This is a genomic window from Citrobacter sp. TBCS-15 (genome assembly GCF_005280815.1).
GTDB classification, from domain to species: Bacteria; Pseudomonadota; Gammaproteobacteria; order Enterobacterales; family Enterobacteriaceae; genus Citrobacter; species Citrobacter werkmanii.
In genome coordinates this window covers 296,328-315,132 of record NZ_SZWK01000292.1, presented here as the reverse complement: position 1 = coordinate 315,132, position 18,805 = coordinate 296,328, and the positions used below count along the sequence as shown (strand labels likewise).

The window sequence follows — 18,805 nt, the reverse complement described above, 5'->3', positions numbered from 1 at the left end:
CCTGTGCTCGAAAACGGTCGAATTTACTGGCTGTGAGAGACAATTGCAACAGCGATTATTGCGCTTTACTGCTTTTGTTGTTTTTCATCAATCACCGGGATCCGCCACATAAAAATCAGTAAACAGGCGAGAATAACCAGCAGCAGGACGCGTACCCACATCATATTGACCAGCCACAGTGAAATACCAAACGTAATCAATATCAACAAAATAGCGCGCGGCTTTGCTCCCGGCGGCATCGCACGGTGTTTTTGCCAATGGCGCAGATACCCGCCGAACCACGAACGATACAGCAGCCAGTCGTGAAAACGCGGCGATGAGCGGGCAAAACACCAGGCAGCCAGCAGGATAAACGGCGTCGTGGGCAATAGCGGCAATACAACGCCCAACGTTCCTAATACTACCGCTAGCCAGCCAATGATGATTAGAATAATGCGTTGCATAATATGAGTACTTAACACAGAGAATCGCTACTTTAGCATAACAGTTCTCATTTTCATCGGAGTGTTGTCGTGAAAACCGTCATGCTGCTACAGACGCTCGAAAACCAGCTTAACCGCCTGCGACAGCGTTGTGCCCCGTTGGCGCATCATACAACGCTTAGCGCCCGTTTTGACAGGCATCTGTTTCACACTCGCAGTACGTTACTGCAGGCTTGTCTGGATGAAGCAGAAGAAAATCTTAAGGCCCTACGCCGCGCGGTTGATCAGCAACAACTACCACAAATTAGCTGGCTTGCGGAACATCTTGCCTCACAGTTAGAGGCGATTTCACGCGAAACCACCAGCTGGTCGCTCAGAGAGTGGGACTGCGCCTCTCCCGGTCTGGCGCGTTGGCAGCGCAAGCGGGTTCAACACCAGGAGTTTGAACGCCGGCTGGTTGAAATGACGCGTGAACGCAAAGAGCGCCTGGCTCAGGCTACTGGCTTTGAAGAACAGCAAAAACTGCATCGTGAAGTAGAAGCATTCGAAGCGCGACTCGCGCGCTGTCGTCATGCACTGGCAAGAATAGAAAATGTGCTGGCGCGTTTAACCCGTTAATACCCGGAGAATTTATGTCATTAGAGAACGCCCCGGACGAGGTCAAACTGGCCGTCGATTTGATTGTTTTACTTGAGGAAAATCAGCTTCCAGCATGCACAGTGCTACGCGCGCTGGAGATCGTTATGCGTGATTATGAAAATAAGCTTAAAAGTGCGGAAGGCGCCTCGCAAACTGATTAACTGCCCTCTGGTCTGCCATTGGCTTCGGTGTCAGAGTCGTCGCAACATCACGACGATAACGGACAGATCATGGAACGGCTCCCCACCACGCCGCACGATGCGGTCTTTCGGCAAATGCTGACGCAAAAAGAGGTCGCCCGAGATTTTTTGCAGATCCATTTGCCTCAAGCGTTTCTCAATATATGCGATATGGAAACATTGACGCTGGAATCAGGCAGCTTTATTGAGGACGATTTACGCACCTGCTATTCAGATATCCTCTATTCCCTGCAAACAACACATGGACCCGGCTATGTTTATGCGCTGATTGAGCATCAGAGTAAACCCGATAAATTAATGGCCTTTCGCCTGATGCGCTACGCTGTTGCTGCTATGCAGCATCACCTTAACGCCGGGCATAAAACCTTACCTCTGGTGGTACCTGTACTGTTTTATCATGGTACGGAAAGCCCGTGGCCCTATACTCTCAACTGGCATCAGTTGTTTAGCGAGCCACAGCTTGCGAAAGCGCTTTATAGCAATGAATTTGCACTGGTAGACCTGACCATTATGCCAGATAATCAGATCATGCAGCATCAACGGGTAGCGATGCTGGAACTCCTGCAAAAACATATTCGGCAACGCGATCTGAGCGAGTTATTGGATCAACTCATTACGCTCTTAACGCAGGATCGCCTGACAGAATATCAGCTCGACGTTTTGATTAATTACATGCTGAAAGCAGGAAATACCACGGAACCCGGCGTACTTGTCCGCCAACTGGCGCAGAGTGCGCCACAGTACAAGGAACAGCTGATGACAATTGCTGAATGGTTAGAAGAAAAAGGTAGAGCGGAAGGCATGCAGCAAGGGCTGGAAAAAGGGTTAGAAGAAGGTCGGCAGGCAGAAGCGCGTGATATCGCACAAAAAATGCTCGCCCGCGGCCTGGAACCGGATCTGATTACACACATTACGGGCTTGACGCAGGAAGAACTGACAGCGCTGACTCACTAAATACAATCAGGGCGGCAAACTGGCCGCCCTGATTGCAACTTAACCTACCGAAGGCGTCGGATCGTCACCCTTGACGATGTCACGCTTAACCTCGGTCACGGTGTCCCCTTTCGCATTATGCAGGTGCACTTCGAGCTGGTTAAAGGCGATATCAATGTCATTTTCACGGCACAAACGATCGACCGCACGGTTAAGTTCGTCAACCGTATGGCTACGATCGCGCAGTTCACGCACGTATAAACGCAGCTCATGATCCAACGTGCTGGCACCAAAGGCGGTAAAGAACACCGCTGGCTCCGGATCGTGCATCACTTTCGGATGTTCCATCGCCGCCTGCAGCAGCACTTTCTTCACTTTCTCCAGATCCGAACCGTAGGCCACACCAATGCGGATCACCAGACGCGTAGTGGTATCGGAAAGCGACCAGTTGATCAAACGCTCCGTCACAAAGGCTTTGTTCGGGATGATCACCTCTTTGCGATCAAAGTCGGTAATGGTGGTGGCACGGATACGGATCTTGCTGACCGTTCCCGAGAATGTTCCGATGGTCACGGTATCGCCGATACGTACCGGGCGCTCAAACAGAATAATCAGACCGGAAACAAAGTTACCGAAAATCTCCTGCAAACCAAAACCAAGACCAACCGACAAAGCTGCGGCCAGCCACTGTAGTTTATCCCACGAGACGCCGAGCGAACCGAAGACCGTCATCGCACCGATAGCGATGATCGCATAGTTAAGAATGGTGGTAATCGCATACGACGCCCCCTGGCGCATTTTCAGTCGCGAGAGTACCAGCACTTCCAACAAGCCGGGTAAGTTGCGGATCAGCGCCCATGCGACCATTGACGCAATAATCGCAAACAGCAGGCTGCCCATGGTGACGCTTTTCACCACTGCGGCCCCCGCTTCTGTAGCGTTATAATGCCAGAGCGTAATGCTGTCGAGGTAACTGAACACGGTGATCAAATCGGACCAAATTGCCCAGAACAGAACACCAAACAGGGCAACCATCACCAGCATGGTGATACGCAAGGTTTGCTGGTTAACCTGCTCCAGCGCAATGGTCGGCTCTTCTTGCGGTTCTGCGCCTTCAGCCCCTTCTTTCACCAGGTTCTGACGACGCGCTAACGCACGACGCCAGGCGATGCGCCGCGCCGCTACGCTCAACCCGCGAAGTACCGTCTGATACAACAAGTTCCAGACAATAACCAGATAAACCGTTTCAATCCAGCGCCCCGACAAGCGCAGCGTGGTATAGAAATACCCTGTCGCCGTCAGCACCATCAATGCGATAGGGATAATAGACAGCACGGTAATGGTGACCAGACGCAGACCATGCGACTCTTTGTCACGCCAGCTTTCACGGCACATTGGCCATACCAGGAAGGCGATCAGCAACAGGTTGAGGAAAATGACGGACTGACCAAGCACATCATCCATCAAATTGAGCGGTGACAGTTCAGCAACAACCGACCAGAAGTTAAGCGGTAACAACGCCAGGCTAATACGCACAATCTGGCGACGCCAGTGGCTGGTTTGCTTTGCAGGCATGCCAAAATGGCGTATCGCCACGCCATCTTTTTCCAGCACCTTCCAGCACAGACCAAACACCAGCCAGAAGACGGTCATCTTCTTACTGAACGCCCACAGCAGGTCGCTGATATTCAGCTGCATGGTAAGCAGAATCAGACCCACGGCGAGGATAATCAGACAGGCCGGCAGCGCTCTGATGAGATCGATTAGTATCGCTTTTGGCGTATTGAGCTGACTGTCATTACGCAGGTTGCCTACCGCAGCGGCTAATTTCGCCTGATATTCTTTCAGCCATTTCAAACGCCAGCGGATTAACCCGGCGATGAGCAGCAGGGGCAACCCTGCGAGGAATGCAATAAATACCGCTGGCCAGGCTTTTTCCCAGTTCACGGTGATTTTCATCGACTTAAACTGGTCTTTCAGCGTTTGCGGGAAGGCTTTGATCCAGTCCCAGTCCATTGGGCGGTTACTGTTAACCCAAAAAATTTGCTGGGTGAGGATCCCTTTCAGATTTTTCGACACGCTCATCAACTGCTGCTGGTTGATTTGCAGGTTAATCGCCATCATCAACTGGTTACCCAGTTGCTTATTCAGTTGATCCAATAGCTCCCGGCGCATATCCACGACCTGCAGCAGGGCATCATGAACTTCACCGTTGACTTCGCTGCTGTGCCCTTCTTCCAGTTTGGCGACAAACGCATCATTCTGGAACAGGGCGTCACGTTGCTGATTGACCTCGAACTGCTCCAGACGCAAATCGGCGATCCGGTTGGTCATATCGGCAAGCTCATCTGCCGACGGCAGCGTTTGTTGCTGCTGGTACAGAATACGTGACAGCAGCAGACTGCCTTTCAGGACAGCGATCTGCTCTTTAATATTGCGTTCGGATTGCAGCGCGCGATCGAGCCAGTTTTTGACCTTAATGTTTTGCTGCATCAGGTTATTGCCGTTTTCGGTCGCGGCGATCAGACGCTGGCTAAGCTGATGGTTGACGTCCAGTTCCTGCTTCACTAACGGATTAGACTGAATACGCTCAGCTTCGTCAGGCGATACCGCTTCCTGCGCCGTCTTTTCGGTTAACGTCAGTCGTTTGCTGTTTACCGCTTCTTGCAGGAGCTGAAGCTGGTGTTCAAGACGATTGCTGTTTGCCGTCACGTAATCGCGTTGTTTTTGCAAGGTGTCCTGCAAAATCGTATTACCTTCAAGGCTTTTACGTTGTTGATCGATCTGCGCGTTCAGGAGCGCCTGCTGTGCCTGCAGCAGGACCTGCTGGCTGGGGCGCAACGCCGCCTCACCCACGTTATTACCATCAAGCCGATTGCGGATTTGCTGCATTTGCTGCGACGCGGTGTACATCGCATTTTGCACGCGCTCTGGCTGAGTCTGCAGTGATACCAGTTGGCTGTTATAAGCGGCCAAATCGTTTTGCGCGCTTTGCAGGTCATCCAATACCTGCGCCACGCGCGACTCCAGCTGGCGTAAGGAGAGCGTACTCAGCGTTTTTCGCGTTTCATCGTCATTATCAACATCGCTGAGCGAATTTAACGCATCCATTGCCTGACGCATTTTTTCCGGCGCCTCGGCAACTTTCTGCCGAAGCTGTACGGTCTCATCTTTCACGCGATCGATTTTATCCAGCGTGGCGATGGTATCGGTCAGATCCTGCTGAACCAGCTTATCCTGCGCGGAGAGATCTTTTTGTTTATTCAGCGCGTCCAGTTGGCTCTGAATATCCGCTTTCGTCGGCAGATCTCCACTCTGTTGCGCCCGTGCAAATGCTGACGACTGGCAAGAAAGCAATAGAATGAAGAAAAGAAAGGTAATAGCAATAAGATGCTGTGAACGTTTATAGAGCTGCAACATAGTCATGAGAATGAACGTTTCTGAACCGGAAAAGTGACCGGAAATAGTCAAGCGGCAAGAATATCACGGCTGTGAGCGGCAGAATAGCAGCAGGCAAAACGACCAGGATAATTCCTGGTTAAGACCTCAAAAGTTAGCAGGATTTCGCCACATTAACCCGCAGGCTTGGGCAGAGAAGACACATCTCCAACAGCACTGCGACGTATTCACGCGCTTCTTTTTTCAGATCAAAAGATTCAGGGGCAAATAACCAGTTCTCTATAATTCCGGTAACATAGCTACGCAGCAGCACCGCCACGCGACGCGTGTTCAGATTTTCCGGCAGCATGTTGGCATTCATGCAGTGCCGCAATGTTTGTTCGATACGGTCGTAATTCTCAATACACAGACTGCGTTGAGCTAGCTGAACAGTGGCCATTTCCCCGACAAATTCGCATTTGTGGAATATAATTTCCAACAACAAACGTCTGCGTTCTTCTGTCACGGTAGCTTCAAGAACGTAAATTAAAATTTCTCTTAATACTGATAGTGGATCGTCGGGGAATTTTGCTTGATACTCAGTCTCTAACTCATCAATGTTAGGTTTTGCTAGCTCCCAAATTTCACTGAATAAATCCGATTTGTTTTTGAAATGCCAATAGATTGCGCCGCGCGTGACACCAGCGGCTTTTGCGATCTCCGCAAGCGAGGTGGATGATACCCCTTGTTGCGAAAACAAACGCAGAGCAACATCGAGAATGTGCTGTCGTGTTTCCTGTGCTTGTTGTTTGGTTTTTCGTGCCATAGGTCAGTGAATTTACAGGTGTTAGATTTACATACATTTGTGAATGTATGTACCATAGCACGACGATAATATAAACGCAGCAATGGGTTTATGGGCTTTAAGCCATTGATCAATTTGAAATCGGACACTCGAGGTTTACATATGAACAAAAACAGAGGGTTAACGCCTCTGGCAGTCGTTCTGATGCTCTCAGGCAGCTTAGCGCTAACAGGATGTGACGACAAACAGGCCCAACAAGGGGGCCAGCAGATGCCAGAGGTTGGAGTTGTTACGCTCAAAACTGAACCTCTACAGATAACAACCGAACTCCCGGGTCGCACCAGTGCGTATCGCATTGCTGAAGTTCGTCCTCAGGTTAGCGGCATCATCCTGAAACGTAATTTCACGGAAGGTGGTGACATCGAAGCGGGTGTATCTCTCTATCAGATTGATCCTGCGACTTATCAGGCCGCTTATGAGAGCGCAAAAGGCGATCTGGCCAAAGCACAAGCCGCAGCAAATATCGCTCAACTGACGGTTAAACGTTATCAGAAACTGTTGGGTACTAAGTACATCAGTCAACAGGATTACGATAGCGCGCTGGCAGACGCACAGCAGGCGAACGCCGCCGTCGTCGCCGCGAAAGCCGCAGTAGAAACTGCACGCATCAATCTGGCCTATACCAAAGTGACGTCGCCGATCAGCGGCCGCATTGGTAAGTCATCCGTTACGGAAGGTGCTCTGGTGCAAAACGGTCAGGCGACCGCACTGGCTACCGTTCAGCAGTTGGACCCTATCTATGTGGACGTGACGCAGTCAAGTAACGACTTCCTGCGCCTGAAACAAGAGTTGGCCAACGGCACGCTGAAGCAAGAGAACGGTAAAGCGAAAGTCGAGCTGGTGACCAATGACGGCATTAAGTTCCCGCAGGCCGGTACGCTGGAATTTTCCGATGTTACGGTAGATCAAACCACCGGTTCGATTACGTTACGCGCAATCTTCCCTAACCCGGATCACACCTTACTGCCGGGAATGTTCGTCCGTGCTCGTCTGGAAGAAGGGACTAACCCAACTGCATTACTGGTTCCGCAGCAAGGCGTTACCCGCACACCGCGTGGTGATGCCAGTGCCTTGGTTATCGGTGCAGATAACAAAGTTGAAATGCGTCAAATTGTCGCCGCACAAGCGATTGGCGATAAATGGTTAGTCACTGATGGACTTAAGCCGGGCGACCGCGTGATTGTCACTGGGTTGCAAAAAGTACGTCCTGGCGCGCAGGTAAAAGCCCAGGAGATTACCGCGGATAATAACCAGCAAGCCGCAAGCGGTAGCCAACCTGAACAGTCCAAGTCTTAACTTAAACAGGAGCCGTTAAGACATGCCTAATTTCTTTATCGATCGCCCAATATTTGCGTGGGTGATCGCCATTATCATCATGTTGGCAGGGGGGCTCGCGATCCTCAAATTGCCGGTAGCGCAATATCCGACTATTGCACCGCCAGCAGTGACGATCTCCGCGACCTACCCTGGCGCTGATGCCAAAACAGTACAGGATACTGTTACGCAGGTTATCGAACAGAATATGAACGGTATCGATAACCTGATGTACATGTCCTCAAACAGTGACTCCACGGGTACCGTGCAGATCACCCTAACCTTCCAGTCTGGTACTGATGCGGACATTGCGCAGGTACAGGTGCAGAACAAACTGCAGCTGGCTATGCCGTTACTGCCGCAGGAAGTACAGCAGCAAGGGGTTAGCGTTGAGAAATCATCCAGCAGCTTCCTGATGGTCGTCGGTGTTATCAACACCAATGGCACCATGACGCAGGAGGATATTTCCGACTACGTTGGCGCCAACATGAAGGATGCCATTAGCCGTACATCAGGCGTGGGCGACGTTCAGCTGTTCGGTTCGCAGTACGCAATGCGTATCTGGATGGATCCAAACAAACTGAACAATTTCCAGCTGACACCGGTTGATGTCATCAACGCAATCAAAGCGCAAAACGCCCAGGTTGCAGCCGGTCAGTTAGGTGGTACGCCGCCGGTGAAAGGCCAGCAGCTTAACGCGTCGATCATCGCGCAGACCCGTCTGACCTCCGCCGATGAGTTCAGCAAAATTCTGCTGAAAGTAAATCAGGATGGTTCCCAGGTTCGTTTGCGTGACGTGGCGAAAGTAGAGCTGGGCGGCGAGAACTACGACATCATTGCGAAGTTCAACGGTAAACCAGCATCCGGTCTGGGTATCAAGCTGGCGACAGGCGCTAACGCCCTGGACACGGCAAATGCTATCCGCGACGAACTGAAGAAGATGGAACCGTTCTTCCCGTCAGGTCTGAAGATCGTTTACCCATATGACACCACACCGTTCGTGAAAATCTCTATTCACGAAGTGGTGAAAACGCTGGCGGAAGCGATCATCCTCGTGTTCCTGGTCATGTATCTGTTCCTGCAGAACTTCCGCGCGACGTTGATTCCGACTATCGCCGTACCGGTAGTGCTGTTGGGTACGTTTGCCGTCCTTGCGATTTTCGGCTTCTCGATAAACACCCTGACGATGTTCGGGATGGTGCTCGCCATCGGCCTGTTGGTGGATGACGCCATCGTGGTGGTCGAGAACGTTGAGCGTGTTATGGCGGAAGAAGGACTACCGCCGAAGGAAGCGACACGTAAATCAATGGGCCAGATTCAGGGCGCGCTGGTGGGTATCGCGATGGTGCTGTCAGCGGTATTTATCCCGATGGCATTCTTCGGGGGGTCTACCGGTGCAATTTACCGTCAGTTCTCCATCACCATTGTTTCCGCGATGGCGTTGTCAGTACTGGTGGCATTGATTCTGACCCCTGCTCTGTGTGCGACCATGCTCAAACCGATTGCTAAAGGCGATCACGGAGAAGGTAAAAAAGGCTTCTTCGGCTGGTTTAACCGCATGTTCGATAAGAGCACGCACCATTACACCGACAGCGTGGGCGGTATTCTGCGCAGTACCGGTCGTTATCTGGCGCTGTATCTGATCATCGTCGTGGGCATGGCCTATCTGTTCGTTCGTCTGCCAAGTTCGTTCCTGCCAGATGAAGACCAGGGGGTATTCCTGTCTATGGCTCAGCTGCCAGCGGGTGCAACGCAAGAGCGTACCCAGAAGGTGCTGGACGAAATGACGGATTACTATCTGACGAAAGAAAAAGCGAACGTTGAATCGGTATTCGCCGTTAACGGCTTCGGTTTTGCGGGTCGTGGTCAGAACACCGGTATCGCGTTCGTCTCGCTGAAAGACTGGAGCGAACGCCCAGGTAAAGAGAATAAAGTTGAGGCGATTACCGAGCGTGCGATGGGCGCATTCTCGCAGATTAAAGATGCAATGGTCTTTGCCTTCAACCTGCCAGCGATTGTGGAGTTAGGTACCGCCACCGGTTTTGACTTCCAGTTGATTGACCAGGCAGGTTTGGGCCATGAAAAACTGACCCAGGCACGTAACCAGCTGTTTGGTGAAGTTGCGAAACATCCTGACCTGTTAGTCGGCGTACGTCCTAACGGTCTGGAAGATACGCCGCAGTTCAAGATCGATATCGATCAGGAAAAAGCGCAGGCTCTGGGTGTTTCCATTAGTGATATTAATACAACGCTGGGTGCAGCATGGGGCGGAAGCTACGTGAATGACTTCATCGACCGTGGTCGTGTGAAGAAAGTTTACGTCATGTCTGAAGCGAAATACCGTATGTTACCGGAAGATATTGGCAACTGGTACGTCCGCGGCAGCGATGGACAGATGGTCCCATTCTCCGCCTTCTCTACCTCACGTTGGGAATATGGTTCACCGCGTCTGGAACGCTATAACGGTCTGCCTTCCATGGAGATCTTAGGCCAGGCCGCACCGGGTAAAAGTACCGGTGAAGCGATGGCAATGATGGAGCAACTGGCCAGCAAACTGCCATCCGGTATCGGTTATGACTGGACAGGTATGTCCTATCAGGAACGACTGTCTGGCAACCAGGCCCCTGCTCTGTATGCCATTTCACTGATCGTCGTCTTCCTGTGCCTGGCGGCATTGTACGAGAGCTGGTCTATTCCGTTCTCCGTTATGCTGGTAGTACCGTTGGGGGTTATCGGCGCATTGCTGGCGGCAACGTTCCGTGGCCTGACTAACGACGTTTACTTCCAGGTAGGTCTGCTCACAACCATTGGGTTGTCGGCGAAGAACGCGATACTTATCGTCGAATTCGCCAAGGACTTGATGGATAAAGAGGGCAAAGGACTGATTGAGGCAACGCTGGACGCGGTCCGCATGCGTTTACGTCCGATCCTGATGACGTCACTGGCCTTTATTCTGGGCGTAATGCCGCTGGTAATCAGTTCCGGCGCAGGTTCCGGCGCGCAGAACGCCGTTGGTACTGGCGTAATGGGCGGGATGGTGACGGCAACCGTGTTGGCTATCTTCTTTGTTCCGGTGTTCTTTGTGGTGGTACGCCGCCGCTTTAGCCGCAAAAATGAAGATATTGAGCATAGCCACTCAGTCGATCATCATTGATACCTCTCTAAAGATAAGGCCGCGCAAGCGGCCTTTTTTCTGGAAAAATCATAAAATTCACTTATTGCGATTCTGTTTATTTGCTCCAGCTTAAATAAGCGATATAATCCCTGTAGCCTTAAAGGCTATTCTTAAAAAGTTTTGAGAGTTCTTATTTACGTTAATAAATATTAAGATTATTCCTGGCTATCGGTCGATCTTGTCGGTTGTTGCCTGTTGTTGCTATAGCTAATCAAGATAACCCGATGATTGCCCGAAGAATAAAGAATTTGTCCGATTTCGAATAACTGCATTTATCTGTTAAAATGTAAAAATGACGCTACATCATAATTTTGCATAATTGTAATTTTTCGTGATATGACGATGAAATCTTTTTTAGAGTAGATTATAGTTAAATCATCAGGAGTCGCGGGCAAGTTCCAGGTAGTTTGTTGTATCCATCCCGAAGGTGTTCGGTTAGTTTAAGCCACGAAGAAGGGGATGCGTTATGGATGAATACTCACCCAAAAGACATGATATCGCGCAGCTTAAATTTCTCTGCGAAACTCTGTATCATGACTGTCTTGCAAACCTTGAACAAAGTAACCATGGCTGGGTTAACGACCCTACCTCTGCAACCAGCTTACAGCTCAATGAACTGATAGAGCATATTGCAACCTTCGCACTTAATTATAAAATTAAGTACAATGAGGACAATAAGCTGATTGCGCAGATAGATGAATACCTGGATGACACTTTTATGTTGTTCAGCAGTTATGGTATTAATACGCAGGATCTGCAGAAATGGCGGAAATCAGGTAATCGACTGTTTCGCTGTTTTGTCAATGCCACCAGGGCTAATCCTGTTAGTTTGTCTTGTTAAAAATTATTACAATCATAGGTAAGAGTTATGTCTGATAAACCATTAACTAAAACAGATTATTTGATGCGCCTGCGACGCTGCCAGACAATTGACACGCTTGAGCGCGTTATTGAAAAAAATAAATATGAATTGTCCGACAACGAACTGGCTGTATTTTACTCAGCAGCGGATCACCGCCTTGCTGAATTGACCATGAATAAGCTCTACGACAAGATTCCAACTTCCGTTTGGAAATTCATTCGCTAATTGTTCTCAAGGTTAAGTCAGGTATAGCGGTACATTTGTCTGACTGACCATTTTCGCATTTACAATGGTTATTTAATTCAAATCACGTGACTACGATCACAGTGAAGCAACGGGAACGTTCCCTTTATTTGCATTGCGTTTTACTGTGCTGAAATGTTCATCAGTACACAGGGAATTCGTAATGAGTAAAGAAAAGCAGAAAATGATCGCCGGTGAACTCTATCGCCCGGCGGATGAAACGTTGCGCGACGACCGACTACGCGCTCGTCAGTTGACCCATCGCTATAATCTTACTGCGCCAGACGCAAAAAGTGAGCGTCAGGCCATCCTGCATGATCTGTTGGGTCAAAGCGAGGGCGCGTATATTGAACCCTCTTTCCGCTGTGATTACGGTTATAACATCTACCTCGGTAAAGAATTTTACGCCAACTTCGACTGCGTCATGCTTGATGTCTGTCCAATCCATATTGGCGATAACTGCATGCTGGCACCCGGCGTCCATATCTACACAGCCACGCATCCGCTGGATGCGACCGAACGCAACAGCGGTCTGGAGCTGGGAAAACCCGTCACTATTGGCAACAACGTCTGGATAGGCGGACGTGCAGTAATAAATCCAGGCGTAACGCTCGGAGATAATGTCGTTGTAGCATCTGGCGCGGTGGTGACGAAAAGTGTTCCGGCAAACAGCGTAGTCGGCGGTAATCCCGCGAGGATCATCAAAACACTGTGATCTTAAATGTAACTGTTATGCTAAATTGTGGTTAATCTGTTACTTTCTTCAGAAGGTGTCCCCTTTTAAAATAGGGCGATCCCTCCTGAATTTTGCAGATATCACGAAGGCAAGAGATGACAGAAATACAGCGCCTGCTTACCGAAACAATCGACGACTTAAATATTCGCGAGAAGCGCGACAACAAACCGCGCTTTAGCATCAGCTTTATTCGCAAACATCCGGGGCTGTTTATCGGTATGTATGTGGCGTGGTTTGCTACGCTGGCGGTAATGCTACAGTCAGAAACGCTGGTCGATTCGGTATGGCTGCTGGTAGTGCTGTTTGTCATACTTAACGGCTTTTTCTTTTTCGACGTGGCGCCGCGCTATCGCTATGAAGACATCGATGTCCTGGATTTCAGAGTTTGCTATAACGGTGAATGGTACAACACGCGTTTTGTTCCCTCCTCACTGATCGACTCTATTTTGCACTCCCCTTCAGTTGATAGCGAACATAAAGCACAGCTGCAAAAGATGATTTCACGTAAAGGCGAACTCTCGTTCTACGATGTGTTTACGCTCACCCGCCCGCAGGCCAGCCAGTAATTTCGCCGTTACCATAAAAAAGTGCGTCACTGTGAAGGAAACGCACTTTAATCCCTGAATGCTGGCAATGAAACTAACGTCTTTTTTTACGGCCCTGTACCGCTTTAAATCGCGGATTCGTTTTACAGATAACATACAAGCGCCCTTTGCGTTTCACTATCTGGCAGTCAGGGTGCCGCTGTTTTGCGCTGCGAAGCGAATTGAGTACCTGCATTTTAACCTCGCTTAGCGCCAATAAAATGACCAAAACGTTTCTGGAAGCGCGCTGCGCTACCTTCGTTATCAAAGGTCTTTTGTTTTCCGGTGTAGTACGGATGTGACTTAGATGAGATATCGAGAGTCACATACGGGTACGTTTTCCCCTCGAACTCAATCTCACGTTCGGTTTTGATGGTCGAACCGACCTTAAAATATTCATTGGCACTGGTATCGTGAAACACCACGGTACGATAAAAAGGATGGATATCCGGTTTCATGGCAACCTCAATTGTTACGTTATAACATAACCATAAAAATACACCACTCTTGTTTAAATCACAACCTGATTTACGCTACGGACAAACAAACGGGATGATAAGTGGCCCTAAATATATGATGCCAATCGAATAGCTTTTTCGGCTTTCAGATATACTTTCCTTACGCTGTGTTAATAAGGATATCATTGTGACAACACGACATCTGATAAGCCTGGTAACCGGGGTGCTGTTTCTTTCTATTCTCGCGCCCGTAGGTTTAAGCTTGTGGCTGGCACATCGTCAGGTCGAAACAAAATTTATCGATGAACTCGATATGTTCTCAACACGAGTCGCATTGCGCACGGAACGCGTCGGCGAGCAGGCCAGGAAAGCATTACGCCACATAGAATCCTTTCATGGGGTGCCTTGTAGTGACGAGCATCTGCTGGAAATGCGTCGCTTGTCATATAGCTATCGCTATATTCAGGAAGTGCTGTATCTCAAAGACAATGTTCCGCAATGTTCATCTCTGGAAAAAAACAGCCAGGCTGCCGCATTTCCACCAGCAATGAAAGTCACGCCGGATGGATATCGCGCATGGCTTACTACGCAAAATGATTTGGGCATCAAGCGTTTTATGGCAGCTTTAGGTAGCGAGCATTATGTTGTGATGGTCGATCCGGGCTCCTTTATTGACGTCATCCCGTTTGGCTCATGGCCGATAGAAGTCACAATCATTGGCACCGCGCGCAACGTGGTGGTTGCCAGTAGCGCCGCGCTGCCATCAGACGTTTTGCAACACGTGAAACAAGAACATTCGATCACTCATTTTCAGAAAGGTAGCAGTATTTTTAATGCTCGCCCCTTCCCCGAACTGGGCATCACGATCGTCACCTGGGCATCTACCCTACCCTTACAAAAAACCTGGCACCGACAGGCCCTGATCTGGGTCCCGGCAGGGATTATCATCGGCCTGCTTACCGCCGCCTTTATTCTGCGCATTTTGCGCCGCTTACAGTCCCCCCATCACCAGTTGCAGGATGCCATCCAGAATCGGGATATCAAGGTCCATTACCAGCCGATTATCTCACTCAAAACGGGAAAAGTGGTCGGGGCAGAAGCGCTGGCCCGTTGGCAGCAGGCCGATGGGAGCTATTTGTCGCCCGAAATTTTTGTCGCGATGGCGCAGGAGACCGGACTGACAAAACCCCTCACGCGTTTGATAATTGAAAGCGTATTTGACGATTTAGGAAAATGGCTGCGTCAACATCCAGATCAGCATATCTCCATTAACCTTGAGTCAGCCGATCTGGCTTCTGAAACGCTTCCCGCTCTGTTAGGCCAGAAGGTAAAGCACTGGCAGCTTAAGCCTGCGCAAATCGCGCTGGAACTGACCGAACGCGAGTTTGCCGATCCGAAAAACAGCGCGCCGTTTATTGCTAAATATCGTCAGGCGGGACACTCGATATACATCGATGACTTTGGGACCGGCTATTCCAGCCTGAGCTATTTACAGGATCTGGATGTGGACATCCTGAAGATAGATAAATCCTTTGTTGATGCCCTGGAGTACAACAACGTGACGCCGCATATCATTGAGATTGCCAAAACGCTGAAGCTGGAAATGGTGGCAGAAGGTATCGAAACTGAAAATCAGGAAGCCTGGCTACGACAACATGGCGTGCAGTATGGTCAGGGCTGGCTTTACAGTAAGGCACTGCCAAAAGCGGAATTTATTCTGTGGGCTGAAAAACGGCTTTAACAGGGCTGTTGATGTTGAGATGGCTGGCGGCACGCCGCACAGCCAGTCACATCACTCGTCCATAATGGGCGCAAATCCACCGTAGATCATTCGCTTGCCATCAAATGGCATAGATTCACCGAATTCCTTCATACGGGGATCGGACATCATCTTCTGATTCGCCGCATCGCGGACCTCTTTGGATGGGTATTCAATCCAGCTGAATACCACCTCTTCATGATCCTGCGCTTTCACTGCCATGCGAAAATCGGTCAATTTGCCGTCGGGGACATCATCAGCCCAGCACTCCACCACGCGTAATGCGCCGAACTCCTTGAAAAGCGGAGCTGCTTTTGCCGCCATCGCAATGTACGCCTCCTTATTTTCAGCGGGTACGGCAACCACAAAACCATCAACATACTTCATGAGAAAAACCTCCGAAGTTTACTGCGCGGCAAGCCGATTCTGGCCGCGTCAGTCGAGGTTAAGTTTAGTCGCCAGCGGACGATCGTGCCCCAGACTCACTCCTGATACGGATGCGCGACTGTGGCTGGTGGCGAAACCACGGCAGGCAAATCTGAATTAACGGCCCAATAGCCAGCGCATACAATACCGTGCCAACCCCCACGGTTCCCCCCAACAGCCAACCGATAAGCAACACTGACACTTCAATGGCGGTGCGAATGCGTCGTACGGGCCATCCGGTACGTGCGTGAATACCGGTCATCAGACCGTCCCGTGGGCCCGCACCAAAACCAGCGCCAATGTATAAACTGGTGGCTAATGCATTCAGTATCACCGCCGTCACCAGCAGGCCGCTGCGCGTCAGCAGGGATTCAAATCCCGGGATCACCACCAGCGCGGCATCTGCAGCCAGCCCAATCATAATGACATTGCTCAGGGTGCCAAATCCGGGACGCTGGCGTAGCGGTATCCACGCCAGCAGCACCAACACGCCTACGACAATAATCACCACGCCGATATTCATCGACAGTAAATTGGCCACGCCCAGATGAAATACGTTCCACGGATCGGCCCCTAAATCGGCACGAACAAACATGGCCGTCGACACACCGTACAGCGCCAGACCGATATACAGCTGAAGTAAACGACGCAGCATGCTTTTTCCCTCTCACTCTCAGATAGCTTTCATCTTCCCCGTAATTGGCACTATGATTAATGTCCAGTTTTCAAAAAGTGGACTGCTATGTCATCTCGCCGTTATGGAAGTCAGTCTTTGCAGCGCCTGCTCGGCCACTGGCAGGAAAGCCCTTCGCGAACGCCCCTCTGGCGACAGCTGGCAGAAGCGCTACGTCTATTGATTCTCGATGGTCGTCTGGCGCTGGATAGCCGCTTGCCCGGCGAGCGTGAACTCGCTGCCGTTCTGGAAGTGAGCCGAACCACCGTTGCCAGTGCTATGGCGCAACTGCGTGAGGAAGGCTATCTGGAGAGCCGTCATGGGAGCGGTTCACGGGTTATTCTGCCGGAACACATTCGCCATGTGCCAACGCGAACCAGCGCTGGCACTGCGCTTGATTTGTCCACGGCAGCGCTCAGTGCCGGTCCCGAAATTCATCAGGCTTATCAGCAAGCGTTGTTCGCGATGCCGCAGCATCTGCTGAGTTCCGGGTATCTGCCGCAGGGGCTGGCAGCTTTACGTGAATCCATCGCCCGGCATTATTGCGAGCGCGGACTCCCCACGCAGCCCGATGAAATAATGGTGGTGAATGGCGCGGTCAGCGGTCTGGCGCTGATCCTGCGTTTGCTGACAGGTCCTGGCGATCGCGTCGTCGTTGATCACCCCACTTATCCGCTGGCGATTGCCGCTATTCAGGGCGCGTCCTGTCGGCCTGTTGGCGTGTCGCTACCCGAGCAGGGTTGGGATACGGCCGGTCTGGTCGCCACCATCGCGCAAACGGCGCCCAGAATGGCCTATCTGATGCCAGACTTTCATAACCCGACCGGGCGCTGCATGGACGCCGCAACACGCCAGGTTGTCGCAGATATTGCCGAAAGAACGCGTACCACGTTGGTAGTCGATGAGACGATGGTGAACCTGTGGTACGACGCCCCACCCCCACCGCCGCTTGCCGCATTCAATCGTGATGCTCCGATCATTTTGCTGGGATCGGCAGGGAAAAGTTTTTGGGGTGGATTACGTTTGGGTTGGATTCGGGCCTCGTCACGAACGATTGCCGCCCTGGTACAAACCCGCGACACCTTCGATTTGGGCTCTCCGGTACTTGAACAACTCGCCACCCGTTGGTTGTTGGATAACGCTGAGCGCTTTCTGCCTGACAGAAGACGGTTGCTGACATCGCAGCGCGACCTGTGTTCCAGTCTGATGCATACACATTTCCCGGAATGGCAGTTTACCCAACCACAAGGAGGACTCTCTTTCTGGGTCGAACTGCCCGATACGCTGGCGACTCTCTTTGCCACGCGCGCCGAAAGCGCGGGGATTCAGTTAGGAACCGGTACGCGCTTCGGCCTCGATGGCGCATTCGATCGTTTTTTGCGCATGCCCTTCACATTGCCGGATGATACAGCACGCGCCGCCTTCAGGGTGTTGCAACCCATTTGGGATAACCTACGTTTGCAGGCCAGCAGCGGGAAAATGCGCAAAATAATTTAAGCGACGAGCCAAAGGACTCGCCCTTGTATGCCGTAACGGACAAGGAAGTCCGGGCAATATTACAACTGCGGAGGAACCGGAAAACCTTTCAGGGAAATCACAAAATTCTCACCGTCCTTCTTAATTTTTGCCCCGGCATCACACCAGTCGGAAGCAATACGGAAGAACTCATCGCTACCGACATTCCAGCTCAGGCGAACATGTTTCACATAGCCGGAACGCAGCAATTCACAGGCTTCGCCGTAATTACAGGCGGTTGAGAGCGATTGTTGTTTCATTTTTTCTTCTTCAGTAATCTGCGCAATGCTTTGATTTCTTTAGGAGTCAGTGCGTCAACGACGGATTCTTCCGTATGCTGGCTGTCGATATCCTCAGCGGAGACTCCCGCCTCTTCAACGGCGGAAAATGCTATCAGCAGCAGCTTTTCCGTCGCGACACTTAAATTTTCATTATGCACTTCGGCGTAATGACGAAGTTTTTCTTTCAGCGCTTCATCAATTTTGACATTCAGTACAGCAGTCGACATTGTAAAAAATCCTTGTGATCGGCGACGGTAAAAGCGTCAAACAACATCCCCGAAACACATTGACAGCATTTGATGACAATAAAATGACGATACGGTGACAAAGAAAAGAAGATAA

General features: G+C 50.7%; 20 protein-coding genes. 11 read left to right on the top strand and 9 right to left on the bottom strand.

Features of this window, described 5'->3' with window-relative positions; all coding sequences use genetic code 11:
• Positions 1-65: 65 nt before the first annotated feature.
• Positions 66-443: a DUF454 family protein gene (locus FDW96_RS19140; RefSeq protein ID WP_061381574.1), complete on the bottom strand. Its 378-nt coding sequence runs from the start codon at positions 441-443 to the stop codon at positions 66-68.
• 69 nt (positions 444-512) lie between these two features.
• On the opposite strand from FDW96_RS19140, the gene priC reads away from it, so the two are divergent.
• The 3 genes from priC to FDW96_RS19125 all read left to right on the top strand — a co-directional run bounded on the left by priC (position 513) and on the right by FDW96_RS19125 (position 2,215).
• Positions 513-1,040: a primosomal replication protein N'' gene (gene priC / locus FDW96_RS19135; protein WP_042310045.1), complete on the top strand. Its 528-nt coding sequence runs from the start codon at positions 513-515 to the stop codon at positions 1,038-1,040.
• Positions 1,041-1,054: 14 nt separating this feature from the next.
• Positions 1,055-1,222, top strand: coding sequence for a pleiotropic regulatory protein RsmS (rsmS, locus tag FDW96_RS19130; RefSeq protein WP_137366137.1), 168 nt, complete (start codon positions 1,055-1,057; stop codon positions 1,220-1,222).
• Between the two features lie 69 nt (positions 1,223-1,291).
• Positions 1,292-2,215: an Rpn family recombination-promoting nuclease/putative transposase gene (locus FDW96_RS19125; RefSeq protein ID WP_137366136.1), complete on the top strand. Its 924-nt coding sequence runs from the start codon at positions 1,292-1,294 to the stop codon at positions 2,213-2,215.
• Between the two features lie 39 nt (positions 2,216-2,254).
• On the opposite strand, the gene mscK is transcribed toward FDW96_RS19125, so the two are convergent.
• Positions 2,255-5,620, bottom strand: a complete 3,366-nt coding sequence (gene mscK / locus FDW96_RS19120; protein ID WP_137366135.1) for a mechanosensitive channel MscK — start codon at positions 5,618-5,620, stop codon at positions 2,255-2,257.
• A gap of 127 nt (positions 5,621-5,747) precedes the next feature.
• Complete coding sequence (gene acrR, locus FDW96_RS19115) at positions 5,748-6,398, bottom strand: multidrug efflux transporter transcriptional repressor AcrR (protein ID WP_042310049.1); 651 nt, start codon at positions 6,396-6,398, stop codon at positions 5,748-5,750.
• Between the two features lie 141 nt (positions 6,399-6,539).
• Here acrR and acrA point away from each other — a divergent pair, with 141 nt between their 5' ends.
• The 6 genes from acrA to FDW96_RS19085 all read left to right on the top strand — a co-directional run bounded on the left by acrA (position 6,540) and on the right by FDW96_RS19085 (position 13,333).
• Positions 6,540-7,733 carry a multidrug efflux RND transporter periplasmic adaptor subunit AcrA gene (acrA, locus tag FDW96_RS19110; RefSeq protein WP_038638348.1) on the top strand — a complete coding sequence of 398 codons (1,194 nt, stop codon included), beginning with the start codon at positions 6,540-6,542 and terminating at the stop codon, positions 7,731-7,733.
• A gap of 22 nt (positions 7,734-7,755) precedes the next feature.
• The gene (acrB, locus tag FDW96_RS19105; RefSeq protein ID WP_038638345.1) at positions 7,756-10,905 is read left to right on the top strand and encodes an efflux RND transporter permease AcrB; all 3,150 of its coding nucleotides are present in this window, start codon (positions 7,756-7,758) and stop codon (positions 10,903-10,905) included.
• Between the two features lie 487 nt (positions 10,906-11,392).
• Positions 11,393-11,767, top strand: coding sequence for an Hha toxicity modulator TomB (tomB, locus tag FDW96_RS19100; protein ID WP_003021733.1), 375 nt, complete (start codon positions 11,393-11,395; stop codon positions 11,765-11,767).
• Between the two features lie 27 nt (positions 11,768-11,794).
• Positions 11,795-12,013, top strand: a complete 219-nt coding sequence (locus FDW96_RS19095) for an HHA domain-containing protein (RefSeq protein ID WP_002892050.1) — start codon at positions 11,795-11,797, stop codon at positions 12,011-12,013.
• Positions 12,014-12,194: 181 nt separating this feature from the next.
• Positions 12,195-12,746, top strand: coding sequence for a maltose O-acetyltransferase (gene maa, locus FDW96_RS19090; protein ID WP_042310052.1), 552 nt, complete (start codon positions 12,195-12,197; stop codon positions 12,744-12,746).
• Between the two features lie 116 nt (positions 12,747-12,862).
• Entirely contained in the window at positions 12,863-13,333 is a 471-nt protein-coding gene (locus FDW96_RS19085) for a YlaC family protein (protein WP_042310054.1), read from the top strand.
• Between the two features lie 73 nt (positions 13,334-13,406).
• On the opposite strand, the gene ykgO is transcribed toward FDW96_RS19085, so the two are convergent.
• Together ykgO and FDW96_RS19075 are read right to left on the bottom strand one after the other, a co-directional pair.
• Positions 13,407-13,547 carry a type B 50S ribosomal protein L36 gene (gene ykgO, locus FDW96_RS19080; RefSeq protein ID WP_005125190.1) on the bottom strand — a complete coding sequence of 47 codons (141 nt, stop codon included), beginning with the start codon at positions 13,545-13,547 and terminating at the stop codon, positions 13,407-13,409.
• A 1-nt stretch (position 13,548) separates the two neighbouring features.
• On the bottom strand, positions 13,549-13,809 hold the full coding sequence (locus FDW96_RS19075; RefSeq protein ID WP_038638331.1) for a type B 50S ribosomal protein L31: 261 nt from the start codon (positions 13,807-13,809) through the stop codon (positions 13,549-13,551).
• Between the two features lie 187 nt (positions 13,810-13,996).
• Here FDW96_RS19075 and FDW96_RS19070 point away from each other — a divergent pair, with 187 nt between their 5' ends.
• Positions 13,997-15,550 carry an EAL domain-containing protein gene (locus FDW96_RS19070; RefSeq protein WP_137366134.1) on the top strand — a complete coding sequence of 518 codons (1,554 nt, stop codon included), beginning with the start codon at positions 13,997-13,999 and terminating at the stop codon, positions 15,548-15,550.
• Between the two features lie 51 nt (positions 15,551-15,601).
• On the opposite strand, the gene FDW96_RS19065 is transcribed toward FDW96_RS19070, so the two are convergent.
• Together FDW96_RS19065 and FDW96_RS19060 are read right to left on the bottom strand one after the other, a co-directional pair.
• The gene (locus tag FDW96_RS19065) at positions 15,602-15,955 is read right to left on the bottom strand and encodes a DUF1428 domain-containing protein (RefSeq protein ID WP_042310059.1); all 354 of its coding nucleotides are present in this window, start codon (positions 15,953-15,955) and stop codon (positions 15,602-15,604) included.
• Between the two features lie 64 nt (positions 15,956-16,019).
• On the bottom strand, positions 16,020-16,649 hold the full coding sequence (locus tag FDW96_RS19060; RefSeq protein WP_137366133.1) for a YitT family protein: 630 nt from the start codon (positions 16,647-16,649) through the stop codon (positions 16,020-16,022).
• Between the two features lie 87 nt (positions 16,650-16,736).
• On the opposite strand from FDW96_RS19060, the gene FDW96_RS19055 reads away from it, so the two are divergent.
• Positions 16,737-18,164 carry a PLP-dependent aminotransferase family protein gene (locus tag FDW96_RS19055; protein WP_042310062.1) on the top strand — a complete coding sequence of 476 codons (1,428 nt, stop codon included), beginning with the start codon at positions 16,737-16,739 and terminating at the stop codon, positions 18,162-18,164.
• A gap of 59 nt (positions 18,165-18,223) precedes the next feature.
• Here the strand turns inward: FDW96_RS19055 and FDW96_RS19050 are convergent, their stop codons facing one another.
• Positions 18,224-18,442: a hypothetical protein gene (locus FDW96_RS19050; protein ID WP_042310063.1), complete on the bottom strand. Its 219-nt coding sequence runs from the start codon at positions 18,440-18,442 to the stop codon at positions 18,224-18,226.
• Positions 18,439-18,690: a hypothetical protein gene (locus tag FDW96_RS19045; protein WP_038638313.1), complete on the bottom strand. Its 252-nt coding sequence runs from the start codon at positions 18,688-18,690 to the stop codon at positions 18,439-18,441. The genes FDW96_RS19050 and FDW96_RS19045 overlap by 4 nt, the downstream gene beginning before the upstream one ends.
• Between the last annotated feature and the right edge of the window lie 115 nt (positions 18,691-18,805).